The sequence below is a fragment of the Methylobacterium sp. PvR107 genome (assembly GCF_017833295.1).
Taxonomy (GTDB): Bacteria; Pseudomonadota; Alphaproteobacteria; order Rhizobiales; family Beijerinckiaceae; genus Methylobacterium.
In genome coordinates this window covers 3,437,501-3,453,778 of record NZ_JAFIBW010000001.1, presented here as the reverse complement: position 1 = coordinate 3,453,778, position 16,278 = coordinate 3,437,501, and the positions used below count along the sequence as shown (strand labels likewise).

The window sequence follows — 16,278 nt, the reverse complement described above, 5'->3', positions numbered from 1 at the left end:
CGGAGGCGCTTAGAGCGTCGGCACGATCACTTTCCCGTCCTTGATCTCGATGATGTAGACGTCGGGCTTGCTCTGGCCGCTCTCCTTCCCGGCGGGGCCGGCCTTGGTGAAGCGGATCGGTCCGTTGAGCCCGACGAAGTCGACCGACCAGAAGGCCTTGGTGATCGCGGCCGGATCGGCCGAGCCCGCCTTCTCGATGGCGTGGGCGATCGCGCGGATGCCGTCGTACCCGCGGAAGCTTTCGGTGACGCCGGCGAAGTCGAAGCCGCGCTTCTTCCACGCGGCGATGAAGGCCTCGGTGGCCTTCGGGTCCGGCGTCCTGTCGGGCGACCAGGGCAGGAAGGTCGTCAGGTGCATCGTGCCGTCGGCGGCCGCACCCGCCTGGGCGATGATCTGGTCTGGGTTCTGCGAGCCGCCGGTGGTGATCACCCGCTTCTTCAGGCCCAAGGCGGCCATCTGCTTGAACAGCAGCACGAGCTGATCGACCGAACTCGTGATCATGATCGTGTCGGAGTCCGACGCCTTCAGCTTGGCGAGCTGGGCGCTCATGTCCTGCGCACCCTGATCCATGGTCTCGACGAGGCCGACCGTCACGCCCTTGTCCTTGAGCATCTTGCCGAAATCGGTCGCCGCGCCGCGGCCGAAATCGTTGTTGAGGACCAGGAAGTCGACCTTCTTCAGTCCGAGGCGTGCCACCATCGGCGCGAAGGTCTCGGCTTCGAGCGACGAGGGCGGCGAGATCCGGAACACGTAGGGGTTGCCGGAGGTCGTGATCTTGCCGGACGAGGAGGTCTCGACCAGCATCGGCGTCTCGTAATCCGCGAGCTTGGGCATGACGGCGAGCGTCAGGCTGGAGCCCCAGGCGCCCATCATCACCGGGGTCTTGTCGCTGGTGATCAGCTTCTCGGCGACCGCGGCGGCCTCGGTCGGGTTGCTCTTGTTGTCCTCGATCACGAGTTCCAGCGTCTTGCCGAGGACGCCGCCCTTGGCGTTGATCTCATCGGCGGCGATCTTGGCGCCGTTCACCACGTAGGTGCCGGACGCCGCAAACGGCCCGGTCAGAGGCTCGTTGACGCCGATGCGGATCGCGTCCGCCCGGGCGCCCGTCGCCGTCAGCGCCAGCAGGATCGCGGTCGTAAGGGTGAACCTGCCAAGCATTCGCGTGTCTCCGGTGGATTGAGGCGGGAGGGGGTTCAGGCGCGGCCGAGCCACGCTGCGAGGCGCGCGCGGGCGAGGCCCAGGAGCAGGCGGAGCGGGTTGAGGCCGGCGGGCGTCGGCGCCGCGACGCCCGAGAGCCGGGCATCGAGGTTGCGGCAGAACTCCGCCGCGATGCGGCCGGCGAGGTCGCGCACGAGGCCGGGCCGGCCGAACTGCGCGAGCGGCCCAGTCAGGGTGTAGCCGACGTCGAGCTCGACCCGGGCGGTGCCGGGCGCCGGTCCCGCGCCGACCCGGTAGCGGATCCGCCCCTCGGTGGCCGAGCGGCCGCCCGCGTCGCTGCCGGCCCCGTGGACCGAGCCGGTCCGCGCGGCCTCGTCCCGGGAGAGGCGGGCGCGGCCGCGGAACGTCGCGACGATCGGTCCGATCCGCACCTGCAGGCCGCCCTCGACCGTGTCGGAGGTGGGGCGCGCCGTCAGCACCGCGCCCGGTAGGCAGGCGGCGACCGCTTCGATATCGCCGAGAAGGCCGAACACGGCTTCCGGCGGGTGGGCGAGGTCGAGCACCTGCTTGAAGCCTTGGGCCGGCGCGAACGTGTCAGACAGGTCCGCCACCGCGGCGGGCACCGCCGGGGCGACAGCATCCGCCGGCGGGTGCAGGGGCGCGACCACCGCCGCGCCGACCCGGGCGCCGACCGGGCCGAGGGCGCGTTCCGCGCCAGTCTCGGGCAGGATGCCGCGTCCGCGCCGGTCTGCAATCACCGCCATCACGGCCCGGACGATGCCGGCATAGCCGGTGCAGCGGCAAAGATTGCCCGAGAGGCCGACCCGGATCCGCCGCTCGTCGGCCTCTGGCAGCCGCAGGACCAGATCGCGGGCGGCCACCAGCATCCCGGGCGTGCAGTAGCCGCACTGGAGCGCGTGCTCACGGTTGAAGGCGGCCCGCAGCTCACCCGCGATGGCGTCCGTATCGAGCCCCTCGATCGTGGTGACGGCGGCGCCCGCGCAGGCGCCCGCGAAGGTCAGGCAGGCGCGGGCCGGCTCGCCGTCAAGGAGTACGGTGCAGGCGCCGCAGACGCCGTGCTCACAACCGAGATGCGTACCGGTGAGGTCGAGCCCGTCGCGCAGCACGTCGCCGAGATGGCTGCGCGGCTCGGCCGCGACCCGCACGGCCCGGCCGTTCACCGTCAGCGCGAGGGTCATGCGGGACGGCCCGGGTTCGGCCAGCGCGGTGCTCATGCGGCCTCCGGAAGGGTGTTGGCTCGGGGATCGGGCGCGGCCGCTGCGGCCACCGCGCGGCCCAGGACGGTGACGTGGATGTGCCGCTCGACCGCGTCGGCCATCCCGGCCTCCCGCAGCGCCTGATCCGCGACCCGGGGGTCGAAGCGCGCGGCGAAGTCGGCGCCGATGCGGCCGCCGAAGAGCGGGCGGGCATCGGCGAGGAGCACGGGCGGCCCCTCGACCGCGCCGATCACGGCCCGGCCCCGGTCTGCGCCGGGTTCGAGGCGCACGGCCCCGATGGCGTGGGCGAACTCGCCGATCTTCGCGCAGTGCTTGACGTAGCCCCATGCCGCGCCCGCCGGCAGCGCTGGGACGCGCACGGCGACCAGGATCTCGTCTGCGCCCAGGGCGACCGAGAGGGCGCCGGTCACGAAGCGCTCCACCGGCAGGGTGCGACGCCCGGTCCGCCCCGCGATCTCCACCTCGGCGCCGAGGGCCGTCAGGGCACTCACCCAGTCGGCGGCCGGGTCGGCGTGGACGAGGCTGCCGCCGACCGTGCCGCGGTTGCGCACCGGCCGGTAAGCGATCGCGGCCGCGACCCGCCGCAGCGCGCCGCCGGTGAGGTCCGCGACGCGCCCGTCCTCAATATCGGCATGGGTCACGCAGGCCCCGAGGACGAACGTGTCGCCCTCAACCCGCGCGGTCCGGAGCTCGGGCACGCCGGTGATGTCGAGGATCAGGGCGGGCTCGACGAGGCGCAAGTTCAGCATCGGCCCGAGGGACTGGCCGCCCGCGATCAGCTTCACGCCGGCGGGGGTCTCGGCGAGGCGCGCCAGCAGGGCGGGCAGGCTGTCGGGGCGCTCCCAGGCGAAGGCGGCGGGCTTCATGCGGCCTCCCGCGCGGTCTCGGCGGGCGCGCGGGTGGCGAGCACCGCCTCCACGATCCGTCGGGGTGTGACGGGGGAATGCAGCACCTCGACGCCGAGCGGCGCAAGCGCATCGTTGATGGCGTTGGCCAAAGCCGCCGGGGGCGCGATGGCGCCGCCCTCGCCGATGCCCTTCTGGCCGAAGCGCGTGTAGGGCGAGGGCGTCTCCATGTGGTCGATGCGCGCCATCGGCACGTCGGCGGCGCCGGGCAGGAGATAGTCGGCGAAGGTCGAGGCCAGCGGCTGACCGCGACCGTCGAAGCGCATCTCCTCGAACAGGGCCGTGCCGATCCCCTGCGCAAGGCCGCCGTAGATCTGGCCGTCGACCACGAGGGGGTTCACCAGTGTGCCGCCATCCTCGACGATGACGTAGTCGAGGATCTCGACCGCCCCGAGATCGGGGTCGACCGCCACCACGGCCGCGTGCGCCGCGTACGAGAAGGTGCCGCTGTCGCGCACCGGCTTGTAGCCGGCGGTGACTTCGAGGCCGCCCGGATCGGTGTCGGGCGCGAGGTCCTGCGGGCGCCGGTACCAGGTGCGGGCGATCGCCTCGAGCGGGACGTCGCCGGAGGGACCCACGACATGGCCACCCTCGAAGCGGCAGTCCTCGGGCCGCGCTTGGAGCAGGTGGGCGCCGATCCGCACGGCCCGGGTCCGCAACTCCTCGCAGGCCGCCGCCACCGCGCCGCCCGCCATCACCATGACGCGGGAGCCCCAGGACCCAGTGGAGTAGGGGGTCATCGCGGTGTCGCCGTGGACGAGGCGGGTGCGCGCCACCGGCACGCCCAGGATCTCGTGGGCGACCTGGGCCAGCGTCGTCTCCAGGCCCTGGCCGTGGGAATGGGCGCCGATCCGCAGCTCCAGACCGCCGTCCGGGGTCAGGCGGGCGCTGGCCTGCTCGTGGCCGGGCACCATCGGAATGCCCCAGCCGGAATAGACCGAGGTGCCGTGCGCGGCTTGCTCGCAGTAGATCGAGAGGCCCAGACCGATCCGGCGCCCATCCGGCTCGCCCTGACGCTGGCGGGCGCGGATCGCCTCCACGTCGATGGCCGCCAGAGCGCGGGCGAGCGCCTCCGGGTAGTCGCCGCTGTCGAAGTGTTTCTTCGTGATGTTCTCGAACGGCATCTGGTCGGGCCGCACGAGGTTCTTCTCGCGCACCGCCTCGGGCGGAATCCCGGCCGCGCGGGCGACCGCGTCGAGCGCGAGTTCCAGGGCGAAGCAGACGCCGGTTCGGGCGACGCCGCGGTAGGGCAGGATCGGGCACTTGTTGGTCGCCACCGACCACGTGCGGCAGCGATAGGCCGGGAAATCGTAGGGCCCCGGCAGGATGCTGGCGACCTGCGCGGCCTCCAGGCAGGCGGAGAACGGGTAGGCCGAGTAGGCACCGGAATCGACGGTGGCCTCGCAGTCGATGCCGCGCAGCGTCCCGTCCCGCTCCGCGTAGGCTGTGATGCGGTAATGGTGCTCGCGGCAATTGGCGTTGGCGGTCAGGTGCTCGCGCCGGTCCTCCAGCCAGCGGACCGGATGGCCGCAGCGGAGCGCGAGCCAGGCGAGGGCCACGTCCTCGGCGAGCAGGATCGCCTTGTAGCCGAAGCCGCCGCCGACATCCGGCGAGACGATGCGGATGCGGCCCTGCTCGATCCCGAGGCATTCGGAGAGGCCGTTGCGCACGATGTGCGGCATCTGGCTCGCGGTGTGGACGACGAGCTGGTCGAGGCGATGATCGAGCTGCACCACGGTGCCGCGGCCCTCGATCGGCGCCATGCACTGGCGCCCCGTCGAGATGGTGCGGCTCACCTTGATCGGCGCGTCGAGGGCACTCTCGATGCCGACATCGACCAGCGTCTCCAGGAAGACGTTGTCGCCCCAGTGCTCGTGGACGAGGGCGGAGCCCGGCTCGCGGGCGGCCAGCATGTCGTGGATAGCGGGCAGCTCCTCGAGGTCGAGCACCACGGCGGCGGCGATGTCCTCGGCCTCGGCGCGGGTCGGCGCGACGCACATCGCCACCAGCTCGCCCACCTGCCGGACCTTGCCAGTGGCGAGCACCGGCTGTTCGGAGACCTTGAAGCCGGGCAGCCCCGAGACCGCCCGGATCGGCAGCACCCCGTCGAGGTCGGCGGCGGTGAAGACGCGGTCGCGGCAGGCCTCCGGCACGTGGATGGCGCGGATGCGGCCATGCGCCATCGGACTGCGCACGAAGGCGACGTCCTGCATCCCCGGCAGCCGGACGTCGCCGACATACTGGCCGCGCCCGCGCATCAGGCGGTCGTCCTCCTTGCGGGGCAGCGGAGCCCCGACGCCCTCGCGGCTCATCGGGCGCCTCCGAGAACATCCTGGGCGGCGCGGACCAGAAGGCCGTCGGACCGGCGGAATTCGTTGAGGATCGAGAAGTGGTCGGCGCCCGGCACCGGCAGCAGGGCGCCCGGCGCGTGGGCGGCGCTGCGCAGGGCGTGGAGATTGCGCGCGTCGTGGACGAGGGCGGGCAGCTCCCGGCTGCCGTAGGCGATCGTCATGGGCTTGGGCACGACGGGCAGGCGCAGGGGCGACAGCGTCGCGATCTCGTCCCCGCTCAGCCCGACCTTCTCGTTCAGGTAGGTCTCGCGGATCGGCGCGAGGTCGTAGACGCCGGAGATTGCCAGGACCGCGGACACGGCGGGATGCCCGAGATGGAGGGCGGCAAGCTGCGCCCCCGCGGACCAACCGGCGAGGACGACCGGGCCGCCGATCCCGCGCGACGGTCCGTGCCCGGCGAGCCAGTCGAGGGCGGCACCGATCTCGGCCGCGATGCCGGCGAGGCTCGCCTCGGGCGCCAGGTTGTAGCCCGGCATCGCCACCGACCAGCCGGCCGCGTTCAGGCCCTCCGCGAAGCAGGCGAAGTCGGCCCGGGCGTTGCGCTGCCAGTAGCCGCCGTGGATGAAGACGAGGCACGGGGCGCCCGTCTCCGCTGCCGGGTAGAGATCGAAGGCGGTGCGGTCCCCCGCGGCATACGGGATATCGAGCCCGGCCGGGTGCGCCGCGCGGTAGGCCGCGGAGGCCGCGTTGCGGGCGGCGACCTGCGCGGCGCTGTCGGGCACGCCCGCGTTGTTGTCGTAGCAGGCGCCCCGGGTCGCGAAGTTCAGGCTGTCCCAGCGGCGGCGCGGATCCGGCGGGGTCGGGTCGTCGAGGGCGAAGGCGGGCACCGGCGCCACCTCAGGCCGCGATCGCCTGGGGCAGGATCGGCGAGTCGGCCTCGAAGCGCCGGCCCGCACGCAGGCAGAAGGCCGGGCGCAGCAGGCGGTCGGCGATCACCCGCGTGTCCTCATTGTCGCGCAGCAGGAAGCGGCCGCGATCGTCGTGCAGCACCGAGACGTCGGCCGCGTAGCCGATCTTGAGGGCGCCGATCCGGTCGCCCATGCGCAGCATCTCGGCCGGATGCGACGTCACCATCGGCACCACCTCCTCCAGCGGGATGCCCAGCGCCATCATCGAGCTCATCGCCTGGGTGAGGCTGAACCGGGCCTGCCCGAGGAACGGGTGGTTCTCGTCGTCGTGGTGCTCGTCCGGAGTGCCGGCGGGCTTCTTCACCTCGGGGACCTCGGTGTTGTAGCCGTGCATGTCGGCGCCCAGCGTGTAGGGGATCACGCCCGCCGGCAGGGACGCGCGGGCCACGCGGTAGGAGAAGTGGCTGCCGTGGCCGACATCGACCTTCAGCCCGGCCTCCATGGCCCGGCGGATGATGTGGTGGACCTCGCCCTGCTCGTTGATGAAGCCGCCCGGGTGGCGGGTAAAGGGATGGGCCAGCACGTCGCCGGGCCGCAGCAGCGGGATGACCCGCTCGACGATGGTGTCGGCGTCCTCGCCGTTGGCGCCGGATTCCGGCAGGCCCCAGAGCTGGCCGAAATGCACGTAGAGCGGCAGGTCGGCGCGGCGGCTGATCTCGGCCGCCATCTCCATCACCTTGATGCCCCAGCGGGCGAAGCCTCCGATCTCGGCGTGGCCCTTGATGCCGCGCACGAGGTCGCGGTTCTCGGTGGCCGACTTCACCGTCGCGTCGATGTCGACGCCGTCCGGGCTGTAGAGGTTCGGGTAGAAATGGCCCTCCAGGCCGCCAACGAGGTAGGCCGACAGGAAGGCGAGGACCTGCGTCTCGGAGCGCTCGGCGATGAAGTGGCGAAACCCTGGAAGGGTCATGCAGGAGGGACCGCCCTGGTCCACCACCGTGGTGACGCCGGAGCGCACGCCAACCATGTCGGGGTTCAGGCCGAAGCGGCCGGTGACGTACTGGTAGACGTGGGCGTGCGTGTCGATCATGCCGGGAAGGACGAGCTTGCCGGAGACGTCGACCACCTCGGTTGCGGCCGACGGCAGGATGGTCTCCTCCACGGCCGCGATGCGCCCGTCGCGCACCGCAACGTCGCGGATGCCATCCACGCCGGAGGCGGGGCAGATCACCCGCCCGCCCCGCAGAACCAGATCGTAGCGGCGATTGTCCATCTCGACCTCGCGATTCCGACCGGCTCGCACCGGCCTCGTACTTGCCAGATGCGAAGCATGCTTCGTATTTCGGCGTCTGCATAGGGCATGCCAAGAATGATTCCGAACCACGGGGACGGGGTGATGGGTAAGGGTCTGCGAGCCGACCCGGCAGACGAGCCGACCGACGCGGAGGCGTCGGCGGGCACGCCGCACTGGCCGCTGGTCGAGCGCCCGGGCTTCCTCGCCCGCCGCATGCACCAGATCCACGTCAGCCTGTTTGCGGAGCGTTGTGCCGCTTTCAACGTCACTCCGCTGCAGTACAGCCTGCTCTCGATCCTGCGTGACCTGGAGGAAGCCGATCAGACGACGCTCGCGGCAGCGGTCGCCCTCGACCGGACGACGACGACCGGCGCCCTCAAGCGGCTTGCGGCGCGCGGCCTCGTCAGCCGCTCGACGTCACCCACGGATCGCCGCGCGCAGATCTGCCGCCTGACCGCGGAGGGCGGGGCGCTCCACAACGCGATGGAGCCGGCGGCGCGGATGGCACACGCGCTGACGGTCGAGGCGCTCACGCCGGCGGAACAGGATTACCTGACCAAGCTGCTCAGACGGGTGATTAACGGGCACGACCACCGGCGAGGACAAGCCATCATCGAGTGAGATATGACTCGCTTCAGGCGAAGTCAGGTCGGGGGCTCGTCCGCTGTTTCGGCCGATATTTTCCAAAGCGGACGAGCCGGTCTCGGCCAGCATCGGCCGCCGCGGACTGTCTGAAGCGTCTCAGATGGGCGGAGAACAGCCGGTCTGCATTGGGGTGAGACACGCGCTGAACCAGTTGCTCGTTATGGATCGGATAGGGCGAAGGCGCTCAGCCTCGAAAGTTTCGGATACGAAGTTCGACTAGATTGGGAGCAAGCCCATCCGTCGGTAGCTTTCGATCAACTCGTCGAACAATTTCACATCCGAACGGCTGCGAGCGATGATCTGTGCCCCGGCGACAGCAGCATAAATAGCGCAGGCTCTTAACTCACCCTCGGCCGGTGAGGTGAGTTTGGCAGCGACCAAATGTTCGCGTAGCCAAGCGGTGTTCACATTGGCGAACGTTTGCACCTCTGAACCGCACCCCGTTTTGACCGGACAGGCGGCATAGCTCACGAAGGCATAGGCGTTGGCCTATGGGTAAGGCTATGTCATCCGATCCGATCGCCCCGCCGGTGCACGGCGAGATCCTGACCGGCGTTCAGCGTCGACGGCGCTGGTCCACCACCGAGAAGATCCGCCTCGTCGAGGAGAGCCAGCAGCCCGGCTCGTCCGTGTCGTTCGTCGCCCGCCGCTACGGCATCTCGCCCAGCCTGCTGTTCTCGTGGAAGCGGCGCATGCTGGAGGGTGGCCATCAGGCCGTGCACGCCGACGAGGAGGTCGTCGGCACCAGCCGGGTGCGCGAGTTGGAGCGGCGCGTGCGCGACCTCGAACGCCTGCTCGGGCGCAAGACCATGGAGGTCGAGATCCTGAAGGAGGCGCTCGACCTCGCGCGCACAAAAAAACCGACCTTGCCGCTCAGCTCCTGGGGCGGTTCGACGGGCGGTTCGCGGTGAAGGCGGTCGCCGACACGCTCGGCGTGGCCCGCTCCCACCTGGCCGAGCGCCTGAGTCGACCTGCTCGGCCGCGCGGCCTCTACTACAAGCCTGAGGATGCGCAGTTGCTGCCGACCATCCGCGCGATCGTCGATGCCCGCCCGAGCTACGGCTATCGCCGCGTCACCGCACTGGTGAACCGGGCACTGCGCTCGCGCGGCGAGGCAAGCGTCAATGCCAAGCGGGTGCTGCGCATCCTGCAGGCGAACGGGCTCACCCTCGCGCCGCACACTGCCCGCCGGCCCGGCCGTACCCACGACGGTGTAGTCGTGGCGCTGCGCTCGAACGTGCGCTGGTGCTCGGACCACCTCGAACTGCGCTGCCGGGACAGTGCGGTCGTCCGCGTGCTGTTTGCCATCGATGCCTGCGACCGCGAGATCATGGCGTGGTCGGCGACCACGACGGGCGTCTCGGCCAAGATGGTCAGTGACCTGATGATCGCCTGCTGCGAGAGCCGGTTCGGCGCGACGAAGACCCCGCTGTAGCGCGGCGATCTGGATGAGATGTCAGCGACAATCAGGATGAGTGACCGGTGTCGCGGCGGGTTGATGATGAGCGGGTCGATCGACCGGCGCAAGGTGGCGTCGGGTCAGGTTCGTGTCGCGGAGCGTCACGCATCGGCAGTTTTGATTGTCGCGCGAGTTGGCGGTCGACCAGGACCGCGTTTCCGATCCAGGGCCGTGCGACGCCGGTAGCTCTCGACGTTCATCTCGAAGATGGTGGCATGGTGCACCAGCCGGTCGACGGCAGCGAGCGTCATGGCCGGATCGGGGAAGATCCGACCCCACTCGCCGAAGGGCTGGTTGGCGGTGATCATCAGGGAGCGGCGCTCGTAGCGGGCGCTGATCAGCTCGAACAGCACGCTCGTTTCGGCTTGGTCCTTGGTGACGTAGGCGAGGTCGTCGAGGATCAGCAGGTCGAAGCGGTCGAGCCGGCCGATGGCCGCCTCCAGGCCGAGGTCGCGCCGGGCGACCTGCAGCTTCTGGACGAGGTCGGTGGTGCGGGTGAACAGCACCTTGAAGCCGGCCTCGACGAGAGCGAGCCCGATCGCGGCGGCGAGATGGCTCTTCCCACCGCCAGGTGGACCGAACAGGAGCAGGTTGGCCCCCTGCGCCAGCCAAGCGTCGCCGGCGGCGACCGCCATGACCTGAGCCTTCGAGAGCATCGGCACGGCGGCGAAGTCGAAGCCATCGAGCGTCTTGCCGGGTGGCAGGCGCGCCTCGGCGAGATGACGCTCGATGCGTCGTCTGTCGCGCTCGGCCAACTCGTGCTCGGCCAGCGCCGCGAGGAAGCGGGCGGCAGGCCAGCCCTCCTTGTCGGCCTGTTCGGCAAAGCGGGGCCAGACGGTCTTGATGGTCGGCAGGCGCAGCTCACCGAGCATGATCCCGAGCCGGGCGGTGTCGACCGCGGTGGTGGTGCGGGCCAGGGCCTTCATGCCGCCCCTCCCGTCGTGACGCCGTCGAGGAGGCTCTCGTAGCTCGCCAGCGAGCCGAGGGCGACGTTGACGTGAGGGATGGTAGCCGGATCGGGTGCGAAGCGGGCACGCAGGACGGCTAGATCGGGCAGGCGCTTGGCGGCCAGTTCGACGGCCAGGCATTCGGCGAGTTCGGCCTCGCAGCCGCGGTCATGGGCCAGCGCAAGTAAATCGACGGCGATGCGGCAGGCCTGCCGTTCCGGAAGCGCGGCGCGCAGGGACTCAAAGGCGTGCCGGTAGGGTGCCCGCGGGAAGAGCCGGTCGCGGTAGACGAGGTTGAGCAGCGCCATCGGCTTGCGCCGGAGGGCGTGGATGACGTGGTGGTAGTCGACGACCTGATCGTGCCGTCCGTCCGGATGAGCCCGCCCCCGCGGCAGGGTGAAGAGGTGGGATCCGCCGACGAAGACGTCGAGGCGGTCGTCGTAGAGGCGCACGCGCAGGGTGTGGCCGATCAGGCGCGAGGGCACGGTGTAGAACACCTTGCGCAGGCGGAACCCGCCGGCCGAGGAGACGCGCACGCTGACCTGCTCGTAGTCGCACGAGCGCCGCTCGGGCAGCCGCGCCAGGACAGCCCGCTCGCTGTCGATGCGCTTAGCTTGGCGGGCGTTGCGGCGTCCGACGAGCTCGTCGACGAAGGTGCGGTAGGCGGTCAGGTCGGGGAAGTTGGTGCTGGTGCGCAGCAGGAGCGCATCGGCGAGGGCCCGCTTGAGGTGGCCGTGCGGGCCCTCCACCGAACCGTTCTCGTGGGCGAGGCCGGCGTTGTTGCGGGTGGGCGTCATGCCGTAGTGGGCGCACAGGGCCTCGTAGCGGCGGGTGAGATCCTCCTGGGCGGCCTCGTCGAGGTTGCGGAAGGCGGCCGAGAGGCTGTCGGTGCGGTGCTCGCGCGGCACGCCGCCGAGAGACCAGAGGGCATTCTGCAGCCCTTCGGCGAGCGCCACGAAGCTCTCGCCGCCGAGCACGACGTGGGCGTGCTCGAAGCCGGAGTAGGCGAGCCGGAAGTGGTAGAGCCGATGGTCGAGGCGCAGCCCAGCGATGCTGACGCCGAGATCGGCCATGTCGGTAAAGTCCGACAGTCCCATCCGCCCGGGCTCGTGGGTCTGACGAAAGATGACGTCCTGGTCGGCTCCGTGCACGGCGCGCCAAGCCCGGATACGCCGCTCCAGTGTCCGTCGGACCCCTTCACCGAGATCGGGATGACGGCGCAGGATCTCCTCGAAGACGGCCACCGGCCTCAGGCCGGGCGCGGCTTCGAGCAATGGCACGATCTCGGCCTCGAACACCTCGGCGAGGGGATCGGGCCGACGCCGTCCGCGCGGGGTCTTCTTAGCCGAGGGCAGACGCGGATCGGCGGCAATGCGATGGCCGGTGGCGGGACTGAAGGCGGCCTTGGCGGCGGCCGCAGCGACGCTGTCGCTCTGACGGAACTGCATGAAGAGCCTCATCTGGTGATCGGTCACGTGGCGGCCGGGCACGGGCAGGCTCCTCAAACTGAGGACGACCCGCAGCTGGCCCGGTGGCCGCGATCACCAGACGACGTGCCCCTGAAGGTCACGCCGACGCCGATCCGATGCCTCCGGTCGGGCTCTGCCCTCCTTGCGTCATCAGATCGGCGGTTCCTCTCATCTTGATTGACGCGCTGGTCTCATCCTGATTGCCGCGCTGCACCCCGCACCCGGTCGAGTGGCTGTCCGACAACGGCTCTGCTTACATCGCCAAGGAGACAGCGCAGACGGCCGCCGCGCTCGGCCTACGGCTGCTGTTCACCCCGGTGCGCTCGCCGCAGAGCAACGGCATCGCGGAGGCATTCGTGAAGACGCTCAAGCGCGACTACGCCCGCCTCGCCATCTTGGTCGACGCCGAGACCGTGATGCGGCTTTTGCCGGCTTGGTTCGAGGACTACAACTGCTCATCAGAACGCACATCTCGCTATGTCGTTGATGCGAAGAGGGATTGCTGTGCTGGATGCGGTACCGCGGGGTGTTTGCCGCGGTTGAGTGCCTCCTGTGCGAGGACGCGGGCAGCCGGGCCGTCGAGAGCCGCGCGGCTGAAGACCCAAGGTCCGTCCGCGAGCGGATGCGCTGCATCGATCTCGCCCCGTTCCGCGGCCAGACGAAGGGTTCGCGCGGCAACGCCGACGCGGGCGGCAGCTTGGGTCAGGTTCAGCCAAGGCTCCTCTCCCGCCGCGGCCTCGCGGAACACCGGGATGCGGTACTGCGAGCGCAATGCGGTGACGCGCTCGCGCGTGAAGCGGTTGCCGTGCCCCGTCCTCACGCCGTTGCGGTTGAGTACGCCCGCGATCACGTCGTCGCGCGCGATGAGCGCCAGTGTGCGCACCGCTTCGATCACGTCGGCGGGCGTGCTGGTGCGCTGACCGCGTCGCCGACGCGGCAGGCGATGCTCGGTGTGGGCGCCACCGGCCCAATGCAGGGTGAGCACGATCTCGGCCCGCACCTCGTCGAGGTCGGCGATCGCCTCGTGGATGAGGGTGCGCACGATCCGCTTCTTGAGCCGCGCATCCGTCGTGGGCGCTGACCAGACGCCCTGCAGGTCCGCGGCGAGCGTCTCCAACGCGATTGGAGGAAGGGCGGGTCGGGGGGCGACCGCGTCGTGCTCGGCAACGCGCGTCTCGCAGGCGCCGACCCGGGACAGAGCGCGGTTCCAGCGCGCTTCGAGTTCGCCGGTCACCAGGCGGTTCTCGGGGTCGGCGGCGTCGTACTGGCGGAACGCGCGGTCGGCCGCGTAGCGCGCCGCCTCCAGATCGCGCATCATCGCCTCACGTGCCTCGTCGCGGCGCATGCTCGCCTGCGACTCGGCTGCCCGCGTCGCCTCGATGGCGCCGGGCTGCACCACCGACAGGAGCGCCGCCTCGACGACGTCATCGACACGAAGGCCGCCGAAGGCGATGCAGTTCGGCTCGCCGTAGTCGATCCGCCCGCGGACGCAGGCGTAGCGCGGGATCTGCCCCTTGGCCCCGGTGTACTGGACGCTCAGCTTGCGTCCGCAGCGCCGGCAGCGCAGCAGACCGGAGAGCAGGGCCGAGCCGAGCTTGGGCGCACCACGGGAACTCGTCGGGACGTTCTCGCTCACCATCGCCCGGATCGCCTCCGCCCGCTCCCACGTGACGTAACCCTCATGCGCGCCGGGCTTCAACGCCAGCCACTCCGAGCGCGGCGTGCGCCGGGCCCGCGCCTTGGCGCCGGCCGCGTCGTAGCTGGCCGTGACGCGGCTGCGGCCGTAGGCGTAGGCGCCGCCATAGGCAGGATTGGCGATGAACTCGCGCAGCGTCGAGTAACGGGGGCGGCGCCAGACCACCGGGCCGGCGTTGACGCGGGTCGGCAGATCGAGCCCGTGCTCCAGGAACCAGAGCAGGGCCTGGCGCACGCTGCCCAACTCGGCCACCTTGTCGATGGCCAACCGGATCGCGGCCTGCACACGCCGATCGGGATCCATCTCGAGCCGGTCGCCGGCCTTGAGGAAGCCGACAGGTGCCGCGACCACGAGCTCGCCGCGGCGCGCCTTCTCGTAGCGCGCGGACAGCGAGCGCTGGCGCAGGAGGTCGAGCTCGTACTCGTTGAGGCTGCCCTTGAGCCCGAGGAGCAGGCGGTCGTTGCCCAGGCGCGGCGCGTAGATCGCCTCCTGGTCGACGAGCAGGGTATCGACGACGCGGCACATCTCCACGAGCTGCTGCCAGTCCCGGCTGTTGCGGGCGAAGCGGGAGACCTCGCGGGCGGCGACCGCGCCGACCTTGCCCAGGCAGACCTCGGCGACCATACGTTCGAAGCCGGCGCGCAGCGTGCCGCCGGCGGCCGAGCAGCCGAGATCCTCGTCGATGATCTCGACCTCGGCAAAGCCGAGCCCGACGAGGCGCTCGCGCATGGCGTATTGCAGGGCCTGGCTCTCGCGGTTGTGCTGGACCTGATGGGCCGAGGACTGGCGGACGTAGAGCACGGCTTTGCGGGCTCGGTGCTGCGGGCCGATCTTCTCAGCGCTCATCGGCGCCTCCGGCTCGGACGTCCTGCTGCGAGGATCTGTTGGTATGGGCGACGAGCAGGCGGGCCAGCAGGCGGGTGAGGGTCTGCTGCGTCGCCGTCGGCAGGCTGCTCCAGGCTGGCGGTGTCAGAGTCGACGGCCCTTGCGTCAGGCCGAGGTCGAGCTGCGGGTCCGACCGGCGCGGTCGGCGCGGAGGCTGTGGCATGGCAATCTCCCGAGGACTCGGGCGATGCTAGCGTTGCTCGGCGCGGGACAGGGCCTCTGCCCGCCGCGGCGAGCAGGACGCGCAAGCTCATCAGCGCGGACAAGGCCACGACCGGCTGCGCCGCCGCCCGCATTGCCCCGCACGCGACGGGATCGAGCATCCAGACCGGGATCTCCTGTAGGCGTGCGGCTGGCGCGTCCACGAGTGTGCAGCGCGCGGCCGTACCTGCTGCGCGCCCGATCACCTCGTGAAGGCGAACCGCACGCCCGGCCCATGGATGCCACCCGTAGACGACGACACCGTCGTCGCCAGCGTCGGTACTATGGGTCTTGTGCTGAGGGGTTGTACAACACCATCCACCCGCACTCCGGACTGCGCATGCTCTCGCCCCGAGAGTTCCTCAGCCGGAGCGCCTAAACCCGCCCCGCTGCCTGTCCGGTCAAACAGGGTGCACTCCAACCTCCTTCAACACGGGCTAGAGCAACTCGTCATGTTCCGTCGCCATGAAGCTGCTCAGGCACATGCGATTGTCGCGCTCCAGGGAGAGTCCGGGGCGCGACACGGTCATCTACCGGGGTGCGGCCGGGGCTCTCGCTCTCCCGTGGTATGACGGCGCGGTGATGATGCTCGTCCGAGAGCCCACGTAACGCTCGCCCGTCGCCGTGGGAGTGCCAGAAGGCGAGATGCGGGCGTCCCCTCGCTCCGCACGCGGAGCGAGGGGACGATTGACCGTCGAGCCCGGCCGTCCTCCGCGAGGGGCGTACCTCGGATCGACGACGGATCAGCGCGGCCGGGGATCGGTCATCCGTCGCGGCGCTCGCAGAACCGCAGCCTGTTCCCGAACGGGTCGGCCACCTCCAGCACGTCGCCCCAAGGAGCCTGATCAACGCCTGGCCGGGCATAGCCGTATCGCTTGGCGGTCAGTTCCCGGTGATAGGCATGGACGCCGCGCATCGGCACGAACACCGTCGAGCCGGGGCTGGCATCGCCGTGATGCTCGGACAGGTGCAGTCGCAGGCCGGCGCGGGCGACCTCCATGTAGAGGGGCTGACCCGGCTCGAAGCGGTGCTCGAACCCGGCCTCGAACCCGAGGAAGCCGCAGTAGAACTCGCGCGCCTTGGCCTCGTCGAAGATGCGCAGGATCGGGATTGCCTCCACGAAGCGGGGTCCGATCTCCGCCGGGCGGTCGAGGGCGGCGCAAGCGGTGTTCCAGTCGTCGT

At 70.7% G+C, this 16,278-nt stretch carries 12 protein-coding genes and 2 pseudogenes (1 of these 14 running past the window's edge); 3 read left to right on the top strand and 11 right to left on the bottom strand.

Going from position 1 to position 16,278, the window contains the following annotated elements; translation table 11 throughout:
* Positions 1–9: 9 nt before the first annotated feature.
* The 6 genes from JOE48_RS16290 to JOE48_RS16265 are packed head-to-tail and all read right to left on the bottom strand — an operon-like array spanning position 10 to position 7,773.
* A complete protein-coding gene (locus JOE48_RS16290) occupies positions 10–1,158 on the bottom strand; it encodes an ABC transporter substrate-binding protein (protein WP_210031390.1) in 1,149 nt (382 codons plus the stop codon).
* A 35-nt stretch (positions 1,159–1,193) separates the two neighbouring features.
* Entirely contained in the window at positions 1,194–2,393 is a 1,200-nt protein-coding gene (locus JOE48_RS16285; protein ID WP_210031389.1) for a 2Fe-2S iron-sulfur cluster-binding protein, read from the bottom strand.
* Positions 2,390–3,262 carry an FAD binding domain-containing protein gene (locus tag JOE48_RS16280; RefSeq protein ID WP_210031388.1) on the bottom strand — a complete coding sequence of 291 codons (873 nt, stop codon included), beginning with the start codon at positions 3,260–3,262 and terminating at the stop codon, positions 2,390–2,392. The genes JOE48_RS16285 and JOE48_RS16280 overlap by 4 nt, the downstream gene beginning before the upstream one ends.
* Positions 3,259–5,613, bottom strand: coding sequence for a xanthine dehydrogenase family protein molybdopterin-binding subunit (locus tag JOE48_RS16275; protein ID WP_210031387.1), 2,355 nt, complete (start codon positions 5,611–5,613; stop codon positions 3,259–3,261). The genes JOE48_RS16280 and JOE48_RS16275 overlap by 4 nt, the downstream gene beginning before the upstream one ends.
* Positions 5,610–6,479: an alpha/beta hydrolase gene (locus JOE48_RS16270; RefSeq protein WP_210031386.1), complete on the bottom strand. Its 870-nt coding sequence runs from the start codon at positions 6,477–6,479 to the stop codon at positions 5,610–5,612. Before JOE48_RS16270 ends, JOE48_RS16275 begins: the two co-directional genes overlap by 4 nt.
* 10 nt (positions 6,480–6,489) lie before the next feature.
* Entirely contained in the window at positions 6,490–7,773 is a 1,284-nt protein-coding gene (locus JOE48_RS16265) for an amidohydrolase/deacetylase family metallohydrolase (RefSeq protein WP_210031385.1), read from the bottom strand.
* Positions 7,774–7,896: 123 nt separating this feature from the next.
* Between JOE48_RS16265 and JOE48_RS16260 the strand changes: the two genes are divergently transcribed.
* Both JOE48_RS16260 and JOE48_RS16255 read left to right on the top strand, forming a co-directional pair.
* Complete coding sequence (locus JOE48_RS16260) at positions 7,897–8,415, top strand: MarR family winged helix-turn-helix transcriptional regulator (protein WP_210031384.1); 519 nt, start codon at positions 7,897–7,899, stop codon at positions 8,413–8,415.
* 515 nt (positions 8,416–8,930) lie between these two features.
* A pseudogene (locus tag JOE48_RS16255) lies at positions 8,931–9,868 on the top strand (IS3 family transposase); the annotation flags it as partial.
* A gap of 131 nt (positions 9,869–9,999) precedes the next feature.
* Here JOE48_RS16255 and istB read toward each other — a convergent pair.
* The gene (gene istB / locus JOE48_RS16250; protein ID WP_053611553.1) at positions 10,000–10,824 is read right to left on the bottom strand and encodes an IS21-like element helper ATPase IstB; all 825 of its coding nucleotides are present in this window, start codon (positions 10,822–10,824) and stop codon (positions 10,000–10,002) included.
* Entirely contained in the window at positions 10,821–12,305 is a 1,485-nt protein-coding gene (gene istA, locus JOE48_RS16245; RefSeq protein WP_409518549.1) for an IS21 family transposase, read from the bottom strand. Before istA ends, istB begins: the two co-directional genes overlap by 4 nt.
* Positions 12,306–12,529: 224 nt before the next feature.
* On the opposite strand from istA, the pseudogene JOE48_RS16240 reads away from it, so the two are divergent.
* A pseudogene (locus JOE48_RS16240) lies at positions 12,530–12,766 on the top strand (integrase core domain-containing protein); the annotation flags it as partial.
* A 23-nt stretch (positions 12,767–12,789) separates the two neighbouring features.
* On the opposite strand, the gene JOE48_RS16235 reads toward JOE48_RS16240, so the two are convergent.
* From JOE48_RS16235 to JOE48_RS16225, 3 genes are all read right to left on the bottom strand, one after another.
* Positions 12,790–14,856, bottom strand: coding sequence for a recombinase family protein (locus JOE48_RS16235; RefSeq protein ID WP_210026075.1), 2,067 nt, complete (start codon positions 14,854–14,856; stop codon positions 12,790–12,792).
* A complete protein-coding gene (locus tag JOE48_RS16230; protein ID WP_139231676.1) occupies positions 14,846–15,058 on the bottom strand; it encodes a hypothetical protein in 213 nt (70 codons plus the stop codon). The genes JOE48_RS16235 and JOE48_RS16230 overlap by 11 nt, the downstream gene beginning before the upstream one ends.
* Positions 15,059–15,859: 801 nt before the next feature.
* Positions 15,860–16,278, bottom strand: partial view of a glyoxalase superfamily protein gene (locus JOE48_RS16225; RefSeq protein ID WP_210031382.1) — the 3' portion only. It continues 118 nt past the right edge of the window; only the last 419 of its 537 coding nucleotides appear in the window; its start codon lies beyond the right edge, outside the window; it ends in the stop codon at positions 15,860–15,862.